The 17,395-nt window shown below is 37.2% G+C and carries 16 protein-coding genes and 1 riboswitch; of the genes, 10 read left to right on the top strand and 6 right to left on the bottom strand.

Annotated features, from left to right (window positions below):
* Nucleotides 1–54: 54 nt before the first annotated feature.
* Nucleotides 55–1,113 (bottom strand): YncE family protein, encoded by a 1,059-nt coding sequence (locus ESZ48_RS09130; RefSeq protein WP_129017077.1) that lies wholly within the window; start codon nucleotides 1,111–1,113, stop codon nucleotides 55–57.
* A gap of 4 nt (nucleotides 1,114–1,117) precedes the next feature.
* Complete coding sequence (locus ESZ48_RS09125) at nucleotides 1,118–2,947, bottom strand: TonB-dependent receptor plug domain-containing protein (RefSeq protein WP_129017075.1); 1,830 nt, start codon at nucleotides 2,945–2,947, stop codon at nucleotides 1,118–1,120.
* A gap of 28 nt (nucleotides 2,948–2,975) precedes the next feature.
* A riboswitch (cobalamin riboswitch) is annotated at nucleotides 2,976–3,171 on the bottom strand.
* A 117-nt stretch (nucleotides 3,172–3,288) separates the two neighbouring features.
* On the opposite strand from ESZ48_RS09125, the gene ESZ48_RS09120 reads away from it, so the two are divergent.
* The 7 genes from ESZ48_RS09120 (at nucleotide 3,289) to ESZ48_RS09090 (ending at nucleotide 10,389) form a co-directional block, all read left to right on the top strand.
* Nucleotides 3,289–4,434: an ABC transporter substrate-binding protein gene (locus ESZ48_RS09120; protein ID WP_129017073.1), complete on the top strand. Its 1,146-nt coding sequence runs from the start codon at nucleotides 3,289–3,291 to the stop codon at nucleotides 4,432–4,434.
* 51 nt (nucleotides 4,435–4,485) lie between these two features.
* Entirely contained in the window at nucleotides 4,486–5,508 is a 1,023-nt protein-coding gene (locus ESZ48_RS09115; RefSeq protein ID WP_129017071.1) for a FecCD family ABC transporter permease, read from the top strand.
* A 465-nt stretch (nucleotides 5,509–5,973) separates the two neighbouring features.
* Nucleotides 5,974–6,792, top strand: coding sequence for an ABC transporter ATP-binding protein (locus tag ESZ48_RS09110; protein WP_129017069.1), 819 nt, complete (start codon nucleotides 5,974–5,976; stop codon nucleotides 6,790–6,792).
* Nucleotides 6,793–6,986: 194 nt separating this feature from the next.
* Nucleotides 6,987–8,372 carry a DNA recombination protein RmuC gene (rmuC, locus tag ESZ48_RS09105; RefSeq protein WP_129017068.1) on the top strand — a complete coding sequence of 462 codons (1,386 nt, stop codon included), beginning with the start codon at nucleotides 6,987–6,989 and terminating at the stop codon, nucleotides 8,370–8,372.
* Nucleotides 8,362–8,928: an acyl-CoA thioesterase gene (locus tag ESZ48_RS09100; protein ID WP_223266403.1), complete on the top strand. Its 567-nt coding sequence runs from the start codon at nucleotides 8,362–8,364 to the stop codon at nucleotides 8,926–8,928. The genes rmuC and ESZ48_RS09100 overlap by 11 nt, the downstream gene beginning before the upstream one ends.
* A 133-nt stretch (nucleotides 8,929–9,061) precedes the next feature.
* Complete coding sequence (locus ESZ48_RS09095) at nucleotides 9,062–9,679, top strand: SatD family protein (protein ID WP_129017067.1); 618 nt, start codon at nucleotides 9,062–9,064, stop codon at nucleotides 9,677–9,679.
* Nucleotides 9,676–10,389: a DUF3307 domain-containing protein gene (locus tag ESZ48_RS09090; protein WP_129017065.1), complete on the top strand. Its 714-nt coding sequence runs from the start codon at nucleotides 9,676–9,678 to the stop codon at nucleotides 10,387–10,389. Before ESZ48_RS09095 ends, ESZ48_RS09090 begins: the two co-directional genes overlap by 4 nt.
* Nucleotides 10,390–10,441: 52 nt before the next feature.
* Here ESZ48_RS09090 and ESZ48_RS09085 read toward each other — a convergent pair whose 3' ends face one another.
* The 4 genes from ESZ48_RS09085 to rpmH all read right to left on the bottom strand — a co-directional run bounded on the left by ESZ48_RS09085 (nucleotide 10,442) and on the right by rpmH (nucleotide 14,791).
* Nucleotides 10,442–11,224: a T9SS type A sorting domain-containing protein gene (locus tag ESZ48_RS09085; RefSeq protein WP_129017063.1), complete on the bottom strand. Its 783-nt coding sequence runs from the start codon at nucleotides 11,222–11,224 to the stop codon at nucleotides 10,442–10,444.
* Nucleotides 11,221–11,412, bottom strand: a complete 192-nt coding sequence (locus ESZ48_RS19780) for an ankyrin repeat domain-containing protein (protein ID WP_129017272.1) — start codon at nucleotides 11,410–11,412, stop codon at nucleotides 11,221–11,223. Before ESZ48_RS19780 ends, ESZ48_RS09085 begins: the two co-directional genes overlap by 4 nt.
* Nucleotides 11,413–11,558: 146 nt before the next feature.
* The gene (carB, locus tag ESZ48_RS09075; protein ID WP_129017061.1) at nucleotides 11,559–14,411 is read right to left on the bottom strand and encodes a carbamoyl-phosphate synthase large subunit; all 2,853 of its coding nucleotides are present in this window, start codon (nucleotides 14,409–14,411) and stop codon (nucleotides 11,559–11,561) included.
* A 218-nt stretch (nucleotides 14,412–14,629) separates the two neighbouring features.
* Nucleotides 14,630–14,791, bottom strand: a complete 162-nt coding sequence (gene rpmH / locus ESZ48_RS09070; protein WP_129017059.1) for a 50S ribosomal protein L34 — start codon at nucleotides 14,789–14,791, stop codon at nucleotides 14,630–14,632.
* Between the two features lie 239 nt (nucleotides 14,792–15,030).
* Between rpmH and ESZ48_RS09065 the strand changes: the two genes are divergently transcribed.
* From ESZ48_RS09065 to ESZ48_RS09055, 3 genes are all read left to right on the top strand, one after another.
* Nucleotides 15,031–15,933, top strand: a complete 903-nt coding sequence (locus tag ESZ48_RS09065; RefSeq protein WP_129017057.1) for a DUF6263 family protein — start codon at nucleotides 15,031–15,033, stop codon at nucleotides 15,931–15,933.
* 3 nt (nucleotides 15,934–15,936) lie between these two features.
* Complete coding sequence (locus ESZ48_RS09060) at nucleotides 15,937–16,500, top strand: DUF2892 domain-containing protein (RefSeq protein ID WP_129017056.1); 564 nt, start codon at nucleotides 15,937–15,939, stop codon at nucleotides 16,498–16,500.
* A gap of 185 nt (nucleotides 16,501–16,685) precedes the next feature.
* The gene (locus tag ESZ48_RS09055) at nucleotides 16,686–17,378 is read left to right on the top strand and encodes a hypothetical protein (protein ID WP_129017054.1); all 693 of its coding nucleotides are present in this window, start codon (nucleotides 16,686–16,688) and stop codon (nucleotides 17,376–17,378) included.
* Nucleotides 17,379–17,395 lie beyond the last annotated feature (17 nt).

The following is a 17,395-nucleotide window of genomic DNA, read 5'->3' as shown; positions in this document are numbered from 1 at the left end:
CAGTGTTCAGTTTAGTAAATAAAAAGCCGCTTTTCAGCGGCCTTTAAAATATAATTAATCGTTAAAGTAAATTCCACCTGGAATAATTCCAACCACTTTCGAGTGCTTTGGTGCATTTGTTCCTAAATCAAAACTTTGTAGAGTCCCACTTGAAGTATAGTCACCTGCATCTACACCGTATAAGATATTATTGTGGATGGTCATGAAATTAAAATTGACATTTTCAATTATTGACGTTGTCGGCAATATGGAGGTTCCTACAGCTAACTTATAAACACCACCATTTAGGGTGTAATAAAGTGATTCTCCGTAAGATAAATTAGATGGGTGCTCATTATCGCCAAACTCAAGAGTCGCTGAAACGGTATTTGAGCTTGTATTGATAACGTTTAATTGCCCTCCAGTTTCATTTCCTGTCCAAGCTGGAATGCCACCAGACAAAACATATAATAATCCTTGGTTATCAAAAACCATCGAATTTGGCACATCACCAACGGTAATGGTCGTTACAACATCAGAATCTGGATCAATAACTGAAACAATATTATTTTGACTATACCCACCCTGATGTGCTACATAAATAGTCGATCCATTATTAACAATTCTTTCGGGGCCTTCTCCTACTGGAATTGTGCTAGAAACTGTGTTAGTTTCTAAATCAATCACCGCAACATAGTCATCCTCTGCATTGGAACCATCGCCCCAATTGGTCACATAGCCCTTTCCAGATATAAAAGTGATAAATCTTGGATTCATCAATCCAGAATCAATGGTTGCTACCGATTGAAATGTATAACGATTTACAACTTCAATCTTTTGCGAGCTATTGACAATGATATATGCTAAATCATCACTAAAGCCAATACTTTGAGTGGTATCTCCTAACAATCTACCATTGACATTGGAGAACACACTGTGTTCTGTATAAGAAAAATCATTTGACACAAAACTCACAGTCCCATTGCCTTGACCAAAATTACCTTCATTAGTAATCAAGATACCCTCTTCATAAGCACCTTGTGGTTCTTGTTGATTGTTATCATCATCACTACTACAAGAGAATGACAGAATAATTAGTGATAAAGCTAATACTAAATTGTTTTTAATTTTCATAGTTTTAAAATTTGAGAGTTAATTGTAATTGATAATTTCGGTTGGGCATTGGACGCAACGCCACATTTTCATAGGTTGTATTATAAAGGTTATTGATATTAAATTGTAAAATGGAATGGACATTTCTGGAAAGCTCATAATTATAGGAAAGCCCGACATTGCCTACATCATAACCATCCAACTGTCCTCCAATAATGTTAACCTCACCGTTAAAGAGATGCTGATAGAATAATTCCACAGCTTTAAAACTATAGCCGAAGTTTATATTGGCTTTATGCAAGGGTACATAAATGAGCTGCTTGGCATTGGCATCATTTTCAGAAACCGTATAGGAATATCCAGAATTCATTTTGAAATGATGATTTCCGATAGTATGTTTAAGGAAAACCTCCAATTCACCACCGTAACTTTTGACCTTATTAATATTTTGTGGACGAAACAATCCAGTGTTATCAGGTACCCATTGGATCATATCTTTGGTGTTGATATAATAAGCGTTCAATTTTAGATCGATGAATTTGGATGAGAATTCCTGTCCGAAATCCACTTGATAAGAGGATTCAGGAAGCAAATCCAGATTACCGCCAGGATTCCAATACAAATCATTAAATGTGGGCACCCTGAAATTTTTAGAACCATTTAATTTAATGGCATAACTTTCACTAAAACGATATTCGCCATTCACAGAAAACACGAGCGGACTTTCAAAATCGGAGGTAATGTCCTTTCTAATGCTCAATCCGTAAATCAGTGGTTCAGAAACCTGATGTCGCCACAATGCGGTGGCCGAAAATGCATTCCTATTCGGATTTGCAAAATCATCGCCGTTTCCAGAGTACTTGGCAAACTCAATGATGGTTCGCAAATCAATAGTTTCAGTCAGTTTGATATTGAGATTGTGATTTCCTATAAAACTCTGGACCCGACCAAAAGAAAAGTATTCTGCATCTTTATTCTCAAAATATTTAAATTCCTCTAGAAGATGCACCACCTTTAATTTTGAGGTGTACTGTTTATTAAAATAGCCCCATTCCAACATCGACCTGTAATTGGTGTCTTCGTATTTACTTTTTGACGGCGCCAAGAGCGTTCCTGAAAAATTTCGATCCCCTACAAAACTTTGGTGATACAATTTGAATACATGATGGTCATTAAGCAGATAGCCCGCATTGAGATTAAAGCTTAAATTATCGTATTGACCATTTTTATTAGTTTTGTCGGTACCCAGATATTTATAATCATTTTCTGAATCGACATAGGCAATTCCTAAATTAACCGACCAATGCTCTGAACCTGATGAAAGTCCGTAATTTGCTCGCTTGGTATCAAAACTACCATAACCCATTCTCACCGTATGATCGGTGTGTTTCATAAACGACAAGTCATTACTCAAATGCACACTCCCTCCTATGGCGCCACTGCCGTATTGCACACTGCCACCACCGCTACGGATCTCAACAGAATCATAATTTGACGTGTTGATGGTATTAAAATCGACTTGACCGTTAAGTTGTGAATTGATATTGATACCATTCCAAACCACAGCGGTTTGTGAGGCATTCGTCCCCCTAAAAGATGGCGAAGACACCATGCCATAGCCATTTTCCTTAAAATAGATATTTGAATTGTAGCGAAGTAAATCGGTCAATGACCACGGACTTTTTGTTAAAACAGAATCTTTTAATACTGATACTTTAAATCCTGAAGCGTAGCGTTTCAACTTTACATCGCTCAAGAGGACTTCGTCCAATTTTTGAATAGAATCCAGCTGTGCACGGACAACATTCACGTTGCCAAGGATCAGAATAATAAAAATATAAAGTAGTCTATTCATAATCTAAAGGCTCTTTACCCGAAAGCCGCTTTTGATGATGAAATTGGCAGGTCTCCTGACTTGCGTCTTCATGTTCGTCTTCCCATCGCGCAATGCGTAACAGTGACTTGAAGTGTAACATGAAGCGTTATAGCTTACAGTTGCGGGAACAGTATTGGATTTTAACCAAATTCCCTTTTAATTGACATAGATTATTATATCAAACCAAATTCGGGACAAAATTAATCATTTTTAATGGATAAACTCCGAAGGCTTAAATTGTTTTTAATCCAGAATCTTCCCGACAGGCAAGTCGCCTATTTCAGTTAATAATCTTACTTTTGACGTTAAAAAATAAGATTTTGAAGAAAATATCACTTTTATTACTGTTTTTAATCCTTGTTAACTGCAAAGAAGACAAAGGATCAGAGGTAAAACCCCAGACAGGCGACAATGATCACGCATCCCTCTCCTACGCTGAAGGTTTCACCATCGAAAATCATGACGGATTTAAGATTTTAGAAATCAAAAACCCGTGGCCAAAATCGGATAAATCCTATCGATATCTTTTGCTAAGTCATGAGATGGCGTCCAAAATTAAATTAGACAAAACGAGTTATGATGGTGTTATCATTACGCCCATTCAAAAAATAGTGGTCACCTCCACCACTCACATTCCCGCATTGGAATTACTAAATGTAGAAAACACGTTGATCGGTTTTCCTGACACCAATTATGTGTCCTCAGAAAAAACAAGAGCTTTAATAGAGGAAGGCTTGGTGCGCGAATTGGGCAAGAATGAAAGTATCAATACGGAAGTACTGTTGGAACTAAGGCCTGAATTGGTCATTGGTTTCGGAATTGATGGCAACAACAAAACTTTCGATAACATACAGAAAGCGGGAATTCCAGTAATTTTTAATGGTGACTGGGTTGAAAAATCGCCTTTGGCCAAAGCAGAATGGATCAAGTTTTTTGGTGTGCTTTACAATAAGGAGAAAGAAGCCGATTCGATTTTCAAAAAAATTGAAACCGATTATTTAGAAGCTAAAAAGATTGCCCAAAATGTCACTCAAAGTCCCACAGTATTAAGTGGTGCCATGTACAAGGATATTTGGTATTTGCCAAGTGGCACGAGTTCTGAAGCCATCCTGTTGAAAGATGCCAACGCTACTTATTTATGGAGTGAAACCACAGATCAAGGCAGTCTTTCACTCAATTTTGAAGTTGTTTTTGACAAGGCTAAAGATGCCGAGATTTGGATAAGCCCTTCCTATTACTCAAGTTTGGAGGCCATAGAAAAAGCGAATCCCCATTATACCAAGTTTAAAGCATTCCAAAACAAAGCGGTCTATTCCTTTGTCAATACCACCGGAAAAACAGGAGGTGTTACCTATTTTGAAATGGGCATGGCGCGACCTGATTTGGTCTTAAAGGATTTAATTAAGATTGCGCATCCGGAGCTATTAACCGACTATGAGCCTCATTTTTTTGAGCGTTTAAAATAATAAATCATTAAGACCTCACAGGTTTCAAAAACCTGTGAGGTCTAAAAAATCATGGACAACAAATACACATCTCCATTCCTGATCCTGATAGTGCTGCTCGTCATCTGTTTTTTCGTGAACATTAGTTTGGGATCTGTGTCCATACCCACAAAGGAAATTTTCAAGAGTTTAATTGGCGATGTTGATAATAAATCCTGGCAATACATCATTCAAAATTACCGATTGCCAAAAGCCTTTACGGCTATTTTAGTCGGTTCAGGACTGGGAATCTCAGGCTTGTTGATGCAAACGCTATTTAGAAATCCGTTGGCGGGACCCTTTGTTTTGGGTATAAGTTCTGGTGCCAGCTTAGGTGTCGCATTAGTTATTTTGGGTTCAGGCTTTTTTGGCGGTGTTTTTACCACGCTATTGATCTCCAAATGGAGCGTAGTGATTGCTGCAAGCTTAGGAAGTTTTTTAGTGCTCTTGGCCGTCATGGTCGTTTCTTCTAAGGTACGAGATACTATGGCCATCCTTATCATAGGATTGATGTTTGGGAGTATCACCGCTGCCGTGGTGAGTGTCCTTTCTTATTTTAGTTCTGCAGAGCAACTCCAACAGTATGTTTTTTGGGGCTTTGGCAGCTTGGGCAACCTCTCGTGGAATGAACTTTTTATTTTCTTTTTAATCTATCTTACAGGAGTTTTGCTGACAACCATTTCGATAAAAGGCCTAAACACCTTACTTTTAGGTGAAAATTACGCTAAAAGCATGGGTTTGAATTTAAAGCGGAGTAGGCTCATGATCATTATTGCTACCAGTTTATTGGCAGGAACCATTACTGCTTTTGCAGGTCCAATTGCCTTTATCGGTTTGGCCATTCCGCATATGACACGTCAGATTTTCCATACGTCTAACCATAAAACTCTGCTGCCTGCCGTATTTTTATTTGGTGCCATTGTGATGCTTATTTGTGATAGCATTGCACAATTGCCAACCAGTGACTATACCTTACCTATTAATGCCATTACCTCATTGGTGGGCGCACCTGTGGTGATTTGGCTGTTGGTGAGGAGGCGGAAGATGTTTTTTTAAGGAGAAAGTTGGAATGCAGATTGAATATTAACGATTGTTGATTAACGATTATTGATTAACGATTGTTGATTTTTTGATTTGAGTTTAAGAGTTTAGTAGACATAATAATTTCGATATCGAATGTTTAATTTTACATAAAGAATATAGATCACTGATTATAGAAGTTTTTGAAGACAACATAAACAACTGATAATAGACAGTTCACAACCCACAATCTTAAAAGTCTAATTTGAATTATATCAAATCAAATCCCAGAGGGATGATATCTGTGTAGCAAAGTAAAACGAGTAAAATAAGCCCCAGAGGGGCGACATCTTAAACATCAATGAGATGATAGAACAGTAATTTTGAATCTCTAATTTTGAATAAAGAATATAGAAATGTTGAACAGATCGCACACGCTACAGACAACACAAATAAGACATCAAACCACACTAAAACCTAATTGAAATTTGTATTTTTATAATGGCAATTTCACTAAATAATCACTTGACTACCACACCACCACATATCGTTCTCGAAACAAAGAACCTTTCTATCGGCTATACGTCCAAAAAGGGCGCAACGGTTGTAGCAGACACTATCAATATTGTTTTGGAAAAAGGACAATTGGTAGGATTAGTTGGCGCCAATGGCATTGGAAAATCCACGCTTTTACGGACCTTGACCAATGTCCAAAAACCTCTATCAGGTGAGATTTACATCAATTCGAAATCGGTTTTAGATTATGAGCCGATTGACTTGGCCAAACAATTAAGTCTGGTACTGACCGAGCAGATTGCTTCAAAAAATCTCTCCGTTTTCGAATTGGTGGCTTTAGGACGGCAACCCTATACCAACTGGATGGGAAATTTATCTCAGGAAGATATTAACATCACCAATAAAGCATTGGCTCAGACCAATATCGAAGCTCTTAAAATTAAAAAATGCTTCGAATTAAGCGATGGCCAGCTTCAAAAAGTAATGATTGCGCGTGCTTTGGCTCAAGACACCGACTTGATCATTCTGGATGAACCAACCACACATCTGGATATGTACCACAAGGCGTATATTTTAAAACTGCTTCAGAAATTAGCAAAAGACACCGGGAAAACCATTTTATTTTCTTCGCATGAAATTGATTTGGCGATCCAATTGTGCGATAACATCATTGTGATGAGTGAAAACGAGGTCGTTTCTGGTCAACCATGTCATCTCATTTCTAAAGGTACTTTTAACAGTTTATTCCCTAAAGATTTGATCTCTTTTGACGAAAACACGGGAACATTTAGAATCAATAAGTAGGTCGCAGTATTCAGTTGGCAGTCTTCAGATTCAGGTGTTTCGTGTTCAATTTCAACTTCCTGCCCGACGCTGTCATTCAGGCGGGTAAATTCAACTTCAACTTCAATCCCTAACTTCTAGCTCCGTGCTTCTATCTTCCATCTTCCATCATCTTTCAAAAAAAAATCTATCTTTGATAAAACTCACTTTTTTAAATGAACGACAGCATTATTCTTATTATTTCCATTCTTATTTCTGCCGGAATTGGCTTCTATATAGGTATTACCATCAGCAAACTTAAAAGTAAAGGCTTGCAAAGTACGCTTGAAGAACGCCTTATCAATCTTCAGCAACAGCTTCAAGATTCTAGAGTACAGTACGATTTAGAAGTACAGAAAATTGAGCAACGAAGTGAAGCCCAACTCAGCTCACTTAAAGAATCCATAAGTAAAATTGAAGAAGATCGCGAATTTATCCGCAGGGATAAGGAATTCCTAAACACGGAATTGACGCGCAAAAATTCCGATTTTGAAAATCTATTCACAAAAAATCAAGAACAGAAAGCTGAAGTTGAAAAATTACAGGAAAAATTCGCCATAGAGTTTGAAAGTTTAGCCAATAAAATCCTAGATGAAAAATCGACCAAATTCACCACCCAGAATAAAGAAAATATTGACGCCATTTTAAAACCTTTACAAGAAAAAATTCAGCATTTTGAAAAGCGCGTGGAAGAAACCAATAAGGAAGATATCACCAGAAGTGCCGATCTACGCCGTCAAATCATCGGCTTAAAAGAGCTCAATGAGCAAATGAGCAAAGAGACCACCAATCTGACCAAAGCCCTGAAGGGCGACACCAAAATGCAGGGAAACTGGGGAGAATTGGTATTGGAACGTGTTTTGGAGCGCAGCGGACTTCAAAAAGATAGTGAGTATTTTGTACAGCAAAGTTTTACTACAGAAGAAGGCAAACGTGTACTCCCCGATGTGGTCATTTCTTTGCCAGGGGATAAAAAGATGATCGTCGATTCAAAAGTACCTTTAATAGCTTATGAGCGGTATATCAATGAAGTTGACGAATCAGAGCGCCCTGCCCACTTGAAAAATCATTTAATATCCGTTAGAAAACACGTGAGGGAATTGGGAGAAAAGAATTATCACCAACTCTATGATATGGAAAGTCCGGATTTTGTACTGTTGTTCATCCCTATCGAATCTGCCTTTGCCATCGCTTCTATGGAATATCCTGCCTTGTACAGTGATGCCTTTGATAAAAACATCATCATCGTGACACCTACTACCCTACTTGCGGTTTTAAAAACCATTGACAGCATGTGGCAAAACGAGAAGCAAAAAGCAAATGCCATTGCAATAGCCACGCAAGCAGGTCGCCTATATGATTCTTTTGTAAACTTAACTGAAGAATTGATCAAAGTTGGGAATCAGATAGGAACGGTTCAAAAATCTTATGACAATGCAATGGTCAAATTAACCGGAAAAGGAAATTTGATCAAACGTGTGGAAACATTGAAAAAACTTGGTGCAAAGGCCAGTAAACAACAAAACGAAAAACTTTTAAAACGCGCCAGTGATGACGAATAATATGCAAGACGAGACAAAATTTAAAAAAGTAGATGACTCTCGAATTTTAATTTCAGAGTTGATGTTGCCCTCAAATTCTAACTTTAATGGAAAAATCCATGGTGGTTATATTCTCAATTTAATGGATCAGATTGCATTTGCCTGCGCTTCAAAACACTCCAAAACTTATTGTGTCACGGCCTCTGTAGATACTGTCGATTTCTTGAACCCCATTGAAATTGGTGAGTTGGTGACCATGAAGGCATCTATTAATTACGTAGGCAATACCTCCATGGTCGTGGGCATTCGGGTGGAAGCGGAAAACATTAGAACTGGCGAGATAAAGCATTGCAACTCTTCTTATTTTACCATGGTTGCCAAGGATGATGAAGGGAATTCTGTTGAAGTTCCAGGATTGATAATCAACGACAAACAGGGAGTCAGACGGTTTTTAAAATGTTTGAAACGGAATGATATGAAGCGCTTGAGACGAAAGGAATTTAAAGAAAAAGACTTTTCACCGAATGATTATTTACATATTCTAGAAGCTTACAAAGTTAAGGTTGCTATTCCGTAACTTGTTTATCTCGTAAATATGCAATATATTTGAATATCACTCAATAAGTTGATAATTTATTTTATCGCTTAAATACATGATAACTTAGATTATCACAAGATAAGGTGATAATCTAAATTCATAAACACCTATTATGACAAGCATATTGACAGGAGATATCATCAAATCACGATCTATCAAAAATCCGGAGGTCTGGCTTTCTACTTTGAAAAAAGCTTTAACCCAATGCTCCAAAAATCCTTCGCAATGGGAAATCTATAGAGGCGATAGTTTTCAATTGGAGTTGGAAAACATAGGAGAAAGTCTGAAAGCTGCTATTTACATTAAGGCTTGCTTAAAAACCATCAAGGGTTTGGATGTACGCATTGCGATAGGTATCGGAGAAAAATCGTTTACTGGTAAAACGGTTGTGGAATCCAATGGAGAAGCCTTTCAATTTTCGGGTGATACTTTAGAAAGCCTAAAAAAGGAAAAAGTCAATCTCAAGATCAAAACCACAAACGACCAATTGAACCAAGAGCTCAATCTCTACTTGAAATTGGCTTTGACCATAATGGATCATTGGACCACAAATTCGGCAGAAATTGTAAAGTTATATATTGAGCAACCAAATGCCTTACAGGAAGAACTTGGCAAACTTATAGGCATCAACCAAAATGCAGTGAGCAGCAGACAAAAGCGCGCCCATTTAGAACTTATTATGCAGTTGGAACAGCATTACCGCCAAAAAATAATACAATTACAGGCATGATACTCATAAAACTCATACTCGCACATCTTATTGGGGATTTTTTCCTTCAACCAGCATCTTGGATCAAAGAAAAGGAAAAGAAAACATTGAGATCTCCAAAGCTCTATCTCCATGTTTTAATTCATATCGTTTTATTGTTTGTACTTCTTTGGGATGTTTCAAAATGGCCAATGATCCTAATCATCGGCGTTTCACATTTTGTAATTGATGCCTTAAAACTGATGTTACAAAAGAAGAAAACAAAACGGTTCCTGTTCTTTGTGGATCAATTTTTACATCTTCTAGTGATTTTGCTTGTCTATTGGTTGTTTATAGGCAAGGACTATAGTTTGGATCATTTACTGACCTCACACACCCTCTTGCTCCTAACCTGTGTACTCTTCTTGACCATTCCCGTTTCTATCATTATGAAAACCATCTTTTTAAAATGGAACATTTCAAAGATCATTGAAGGCAATGAATCGCTTAAAGATGCGGGAAAGTATATCGGGATTTTAGAACGCGTTCTGGTATTTGTCTTTGTGATTTTAGATCATTGGGAAGCTGTAGGCTTTTTGATTACGGCAAAATCAGTATTCAGATTTGGAGATCTTAGGGAATCAAAAGAGCGAAAATTGACAGAATACATTTTAATTGGAACCCTCATCAGTTTTGGGATCGCCATTTTAATCGGACTTCTGTATTTGGTAAGTATGCCATTACTCTCATAAAAAAAGCCATCAATTCTATTATTGATGGCTTAAAATATATTTTCTTAAAAATCTATTGTTTCACAAAACGTTTGGTAAGTGTACCATTTTCTGACGTCACTCTAACCAAGTACACACCATTGTTCCATTTTGAAACATCGATTGTGGTTGAAAGCGTACTTACGGATCTGTTTAAAATGTTCTTTCCTAACACATCATATACCTGAATCTTTACATTGCTAACGCCAGCAGGAAGTTGCAATATAAATTTAGAACGCCCAGGATTAGGAGTCATTTTAAACTCACTTAATGACTCATCCTCTTGACTTAAGATTAAGGATTCCATAGAACCACCCCTTGCATTACCTTGCAATCCAAGTGAATAGCTATTACCAAATGCCCAAACAAAATCCAACGAACTATGAGAAGTCGAAAACACATAATCATCATCATGCCCAGTATCCGGAACTCTCGTGCCGACCACAGTTCGCTGACCATCCTCAAGTGTATTTGACACCAAGGTCCAATCTTGATTGACATCAATTTCTGACATCTGTCCAGTTCCCAGAAATTTTCTATCAGACAATTGAAAATCTATCTCAGGGGTGCCTGCATCATCATAAAACATCACGACATCTCCACCAGAACCCATTGTTTGAAGACCAAATCCAAATCCCAAATAACGATTATCGGGACCGCTTAAGGTCAGTGTCACCAAATCACTTGTAACATCAACTTTTGCGGTAAAAACAGCATCATTTACGTCGTAAAGCTCCATAGTTCCTGTAGAATAGGTTTGAGCAAAACCAAATGAAGTTAATAAAATACCCCAAAGGGCCAAAGTAGTTTTTTTCATATTTTATTCTTTTTCAAAAGATTTATAATGGTCTGATTTTGGACCATATTGCCATAATCTATGCGAAAATTACCTCTTTTATCTTTAAAAGCTACATCAGCATAAGCATCAACCAATAATTTCACTACAGCTTCATCACTGCTCAAAATAGCATAATGCAATGCAGTTGTTCCGTTCCCATCCGCAATATTAGGATCTGCTTACACAAAAAAGACCATCAAAAAAGAAATGCATTTTATATTCATTAAATAAATGTCATTAGCACGATAACTAAATTACAATTTATTAATAAACCATAGAATGCATTTCAACGAATAAATTCGCTAATAACTTGTTATTTACTCAAATACATTTTACGTCTCGAGTACAAATTATAAAATTGGTCATCTTTTAAACTGTCAATAAACAGAATGCTTTCTCCAGTACTCTTCATCTCTGGTCCCAATTGTTTGTTGACCGTCGGAAACTTATTAAAAGAAAACACTGGTTGTTTAACGGCAAAACCTTCCAATTGCGGATTGAAATTAAAGTCGGTGACCTTCTTCTCGCCCAACATGACTTTAGTTGCATAATTGACATAAGGTTCTTTATAGGCCTTTGCAATAAAAGGTACAGTTCTGGATGCTCTTGGGTTAGCTTCAATGATGTAAACAATATCATCCTTGATTGCAAATTGAACGTTGATCAGTCCAACTGTGTTTAATGCCAAGGCAATTTTTTTAGTGTGATCCTTTATTTGCTGCAATACAAATTCGCCCAAATTAAATGGTGGCAAGGTTGCATTACTATCACCTGAATGGACACCACAAGGTTCAATATGCTCCATAATACCAATGATGTACACATTTTCACCATCGCAGATAGCATCAGCTTCCGCCTCAATCGCGCCATCTAAATAACGATCTAAAAGCAGTTGGTTATTTGGCATTTTTCTGAGTAAATTCACCACATGCTCCTCCAGTTCTTTCCTGTTGATGACAATTTTCATGCCTTGACCGCCAAGAACATAAGAAGGTCTTACCAATATTGGGAAATCAAGTACATCGGAAATTGCCAAAGCTTCATCTGCCGTGGTAGCCACGTCAAATTCTGGATAAGGAATATTGTTTTCTTTTAATAATTTCGAAAAACTACCTCTGTCTTCAGCTAAGTCAAGCGACTTATATGTGGTTCCAATAATTTTGATGCCATAACGATCTAATTTTTCAGCCAATTTCAATGCTGTTTGTCCACCTAATTGCACAATGACACCTTCTGGTTTTTCATGACGGATGATGTCATAAATATGTTCCCAAAACACAGGCTCAAAATACAATTTATCAGAAATATCAAAATCTGTAGAAACCGTTTCTGGATTACAATTGATCATAATAGTTTCGTAGCCACATTCTGAAGCAGCCATAACACCATGGACACAGCAATAATCGAACTCAATACCTTGTCCAATTCGGTTAGGGCCTGACCCTAAAACGATGATCTTTTTCTTATCAGATACCACGCTTTCATTGCCTGACATTAAAGTTCCGTCTGCAGCTTCCACATTATTTTCAAATGTCGAATAGTAATAAGGAGTTTGTGCTTTAAACTCGGCTGCACAGGTATCTACCAATTTATAGATACGTTTTATATTCAATTCATCACGTTTATTATAAACCTGGCTTTCCAAACAGTTCAACATGTGCGCAATTTGTCTGTCGCCGTAGCCTTTTTGTTTGGCTTCCAACAACAAATCATGCTCAATGGTGTCAATAGTGAAGGTTGAGATTTCTTTTTCAAGATGGTACAATTCTTCATATTGCTTTAAGAACCACATATCAATTTTTGTGATTTTATGGATACGGCTCAATGGAATTCCCATTTGGATGGCATCATAAATCACAAAAACGCGATCCCAGCTGGCATGTTCCAATTTATCGAGAATTTGATCGTAGTTTTTATAACCTTTTCCGTCAGCACCAAGTCCGTTGCGCTTAATTTCCAAAGATTGTGTGGCTTTGTGAAGCGCTTCCTGGAACGAGCGTCCAATGGCCATAACTTCTCCTACAGACTTCATCTGAAGACCTAAAGTACGATCGGCACCTTCGAATTTATCAAAATTCCAACGCGGAATTTTCACAACTACATAATCCAATGTCGGCTCAAATAAAGCTGATGTTGATTTTGTTATTTGGTTGGTCAATTCGTCCAAATGATAACCGATAGCCAATTTTGAGGCAATTTTCGCAATTGGATATCCAGTGGCCTTACTCGCCAATGCAGACGAACGGGAAACCCGCGGATTGATTTCAATCGCAATGATATCTTCATTCTCATCTGGGCTCACGGCAAACTGAACATTACATCCGCCAGCAAAGTCGCCAATGCTACGCATCATATGAATAGCCATGTCACGCATGCGTTGGAATGTTGTATCAGATAAGGTCATTGCAGGCGCAACAGTAATGGAATCTCCTGTGTGGATGCCCATCGGATCCATGTTTTCAATGGTACAAATAATGACAACGTTATCATTTTTATCGCGCAGCAACTCCAATTCGTATTCTTTCCATCCTATCAATGCTTTGTCAATCATGACCTCATGAATAGGAGAAACCTCTAGACCACGTGTCAATAATTCATCAAACTGATCTTCAGTATGCACAAATGACGCTCCCTCTCCACCAAGCGTGTAGGATGCCCTAATAACCAAAGGAAAACCAAACTCTTGGGCAATTTCCTTTCCTTCCAAATAAGAGGTCGCCGTAGCTTGAGCAGCCATCGGAACCCCAATTTTAAGCATTAACTCTCTAAACTGCTCGCGGTCTTCAGTAATATTTATGGCATTGATATCAACCCCAATAAGGCTTACACCAAAATCTTTCCAGATGCCTTTTTCATCTGCTTGAATACATAGATTTAGTGCTGTCTGTCCTCCCATTGTAGGCAACACTGCATCAATTTGCGGATGCTCCTCTAAGATTTGGATGATTGATTTTGTAGTGAGTGGCAATAAATAAACATGATCGGCCATGGTAGGGTCTGTCATGATCGTTGCCGGATTTGAATTGATGAGGATGGTTTCTATACCGTCTTCTCGAAGTGAGCGTAAGGCTTGGGTACCAGCATAATCAAACTCGCAAGCTTGTCCGATAACGATTGGTCCCGATCCGATAATTAATACAGATTTGATGTTTTTGTTTCTAGGCATTGTGTTGAGTTATTTTTTTCAGGGTTCTATATTCCCGCCTCCGCAAATGCTGCGGACGGGCAGACGGTGTTCTTAAATGTTGAAAACTTGGATGTCAATTTCAAACTTTTGACGTTTTCGATTGTTTTGTTATATCGGCACAAAAATAAGTATCAAGTAGGTACAAAAAAAGGCGTTACACCTAAGTAACACCTTTAAATATCAACAATTGTTAATCATTATTTTTTATGACTTGGCTCAGAAGATACAGATAGTTTCGCTCTTCCTTTAGCTCTTCTACGAGCAAGGACTTTTCTTCCATTAGCCGAAGCCATTCTTTCTCTAAAACCGTGTTTGTTTATTCTCTTTCTTTTCGATGGTTGAAACGTTCTTTTGCTCATTGTTTTATATCTTTAAAATAATCTTGAATAGTCTAAAATTTCGTCTTGATTCTTTCTCCAAAACTGCGGGCAAATATACAAAGACTTTTTACTCTGGCAAATCTAATATTAAAATATTTTCATGAAACTTTCATCTCACAATTTAACCTCCAAAAATACGACTTATTTATAAGCGATATCATCTTTAATAAGATAGAATATATCAATGCCAACTTAAAAAAAATTAGTTTCTTTGTGATTTGAAAACAGATACCACATTACGTCCTATGAAGACCTTCACCATTTTGCTTGTTTTTCTTTCATCCTTGGGTGTCGCTGCACAGCAAAGCCTTCAATATAACCTTAATGTCAATGACACTTTTCAGGTTGAACAACAGGCCAAACAGCACATCGTACAAGAAATTAATGGCGTAGATCAAATTATAAATAACCATTTAAAAAGTGCCATGCAGTTTAAAGTGGTTAAAGTGGAAGACGATGTCATCACTTTAGAAATGACATTCCAACATCTAAAAATGACCATGAGCTCTCCAGAACTTGGAGAATTGCTCAACGTCGATACTGCCAATATGGACGAATCGGACCTGACCTCTAAAATGTTTAAGGGTACTTTAAACATTCCTGTAACTATGATTATGGAGAGAACAGGAAAGATCCAATCGGTTTCTGGAGGGGAAAAACTAATTGCCTCGATGTTTAAAGCTGCTGATATTACTGATGAAGCTACCATTGAAGCCAACAAAGCACAATTTGAAAAACAATTTGGAAGTCATGCACTTTCCAACAGTTTTGAACAGATGACTTATTTCTTGCCTGGCAAATCCGTCACTATCAATGATGCTTGGGAGAATAGTTATCAAGGGGATTTACAAGCGAAAAACAAATGGACTTTAACAGGGCGCGATGCAGATATGTACACGGTTTCTGGAAATGCGGACACCACGATGTCCAATATTGATGAGAATGTCACAATGATACTTACAGGAACCCAAAAAACAGCGATAAATGCGAGTTCAAAAACCGGTTTATTCAAGGACATTTCCGTTGAAGGCGTTTATATAGGTGATACACAAGTTCATGCTCAAAACATAACCATACCAACAAAAATAACATCTACTATTACTTATAAAACATTAAATTAAATCATGTACAATAAAAATATTAAACTCGTTATAACTGCTTTAATCATAGCTTATGCCATTTATCAATTTACCGAAGGCTATATCGGAAATGGCATTATGTTTATTTTACTATCGACAATTTTCGTATTTCTATATTTTAAGAACGAATTTATCCTGTTAGCATTTTTAAGGTTGCGTAAGCAAGATTTTGTGGGTGCCAAAAAGTGGTTGAATATGATAAAGAATCCTTCTAGTGCTTTGGTTAAAAAGCAAGAAGGTTATTACAATTACCTTCACGGGATACTAGTATCTCAAACCAATATGAATGAAGCCGAGAAATATTTCAAAAAGGCACTAACTTTCGGTTTGGCAATGGATCACGATATGGCCATGGCAAAATTGAACTTGGCTGGAATTGCATTCAGTAAAAGACGTCCTCAAGAAGCTAAAATGCTTTTGAGCGAAGCTCAAAAATTAGATAAACGCAACATGCTGGCAGATCAAATTAAAATGATGAAGGACAGCATGAAAAAAGCCCAAATGCCCAATCAACATTACGGAGGAAACAGACAAGGAAGAAGACGTTAGGCATCATATTTCTGAAAAGTCAAAACAGGCTCTTAATCCTTAATCTGACGGAATAAACCCAAGCACTTCTACACGAAGTGCTTTTTTTATGGAGATTAGCAGTGCTTTTTAAGCGCTTATCGAGAAGTTTTGAGATTGTTTTGAATAAAGCCTAAGTTGCTCATCCTTAACAAACACATCCGCTTATGATCTTTAGAAAACTACTTATCCTTTTACTTTTCACTTATATCCCTCTGCTCTTTGCACAAGAGCAAAAAGTATATTTTGAAGATGCGCTTTCGCAACATTTAAGAAAATTCAATATCAAATCTGATCTGGCCATCAAAAATCAAATGCCAAATGAGGTGGATTCCCTATTTGATACGCTTATAAAAACCCATTTAAGAAATACTTATATTTCTGATTTAAAATTCAAAAAAATATCGGGAGGCATACTGCATACAGAACATATTAACAAGCCATTTTTGCTGATTACAAAAAACGCGGCGATCATTCAAACCAAAGAAGAAATAAAAACAATTAACAACATAGCCAATGAGTATATTGGAAAGGTCGACATTATAATCTTATATTGGAGCAAAAGAGATATTGCCAAAAAGAAAGCCCGCCATTTCAATAAAAATGTCACCGTTGTTTATGCTGACGAACGTCATAATAAATTCAACCAAGCACTTTCGGCATTTAAACATTCCTTTGGAGCGCCTGCAGGTTTTTACATCAATCAATACAAACAGATTTCTGATATTGACCGAAAGTTCTTCCTAAAAAACGTAAATACTTCTACGAAAGATCACTTTACGGAAAAGGCTCATAAAGGTATTTTTCAATTGTTATTGAGTCAAAACGACACGGCGCAATACAAGATCACTAAAGATTGATAAAAAACAAACCACCG

Origin of the sequence: Gelidibacter gilvus (genome assembly GCF_004115975.1) — a bacterium.
In the GTDB taxonomy this organism is placed as follows: Bacteria; Bacteroidota; Bacteroidia; order Flavobacteriales; family Flavobacteriaceae; genus Gelidibacter; species Gelidibacter gilvus.
This window is presented reverse-complemented; position numbering and strand designations above follow the sequence as displayed.

Bases quoted from the DNA above. Each gene is read 5' to 3' on its own strand.
- ESZ48_RS09130 (WP_129017077.1), bottom strand. From the start codon at position 1,113: ATGAAAATTAAAAACAATTTAGTATTAGCTTTATCACTAATTATTCTG.
- ESZ48_RS09125 (WP_129017075.1), bottom strand. From the start codon at position 2,947: ATGAATAGACTACTTTATATTTTTATTATTCTGATCCTTGGCAACGTG.
- ESZ48_RS09115 (WP_129017071.1), top strand. From the start codon at position 4,486: ATGGACAACAAATACACATCTCCATTCCTGATCCTGATAGTGCTGCTC.
- ESZ48_RS09110 (WP_129017069.1), top strand. From the start codon at position 5,974: ATGGCAATTTCACTAAATAATCACTTGACTACCACACCACCACATATC.
- rmuC (WP_129017068.1), top strand. From the start codon at position 6,987: ATGAACGACAGCATTATTCTTATTATTTCCATTCTTATTTCTGCCGGA.
- ESZ48_RS09100 (WP_223266403.1), top strand. From the start codon at position 8,362: ATGACGAATAATATGCAAGACGAGACAAAATTTAAAAAAGTAGATGAC.
- ESZ48_RS09095 (WP_129017067.1), top strand. From the start codon at position 9,062: ATGACAAGCATATTGACAGGAGATATCATCAAATCACGATCTATCAAA.
- ESZ48_RS09090 (WP_129017065.1), top strand. From the start codon at position 9,676: ATGATACTCATAAAACTCATACTCGCACATCTTATTGGGGATTTTTTC.
- ESZ48_RS09085 (WP_129017063.1), bottom strand. From the start codon at position 11,224: ATGAAAAAAACTACTTTGGCCCTTTGGGGTATTTTATTAACTTCATTT.
- carB (WP_129017061.1), bottom strand. From the start codon at position 14,411: ATGCCTAGAAACAAAAACATCAAATCTGTATTAATTATCGGATCGGGA.
- rpmH (WP_129017059.1), bottom strand. From the start codon at position 14,791: ATGAGCAAAAGAACGTTTCAACCATCGAAAAGAAAGAGAATAAACAAA.
- ESZ48_RS09060 (WP_129017056.1), top strand. From the start codon at position 15,937: ATGTACAATAAAAATATTAAACTCGTTATAACTGCTTTAATCATAGCT.
- ESZ48_RS09055 (WP_129017054.1), top strand. From the start codon at position 16,686: ATGATCTTTAGAAAACTACTTATCCTTTTACTTTTCACTTATATCCCT.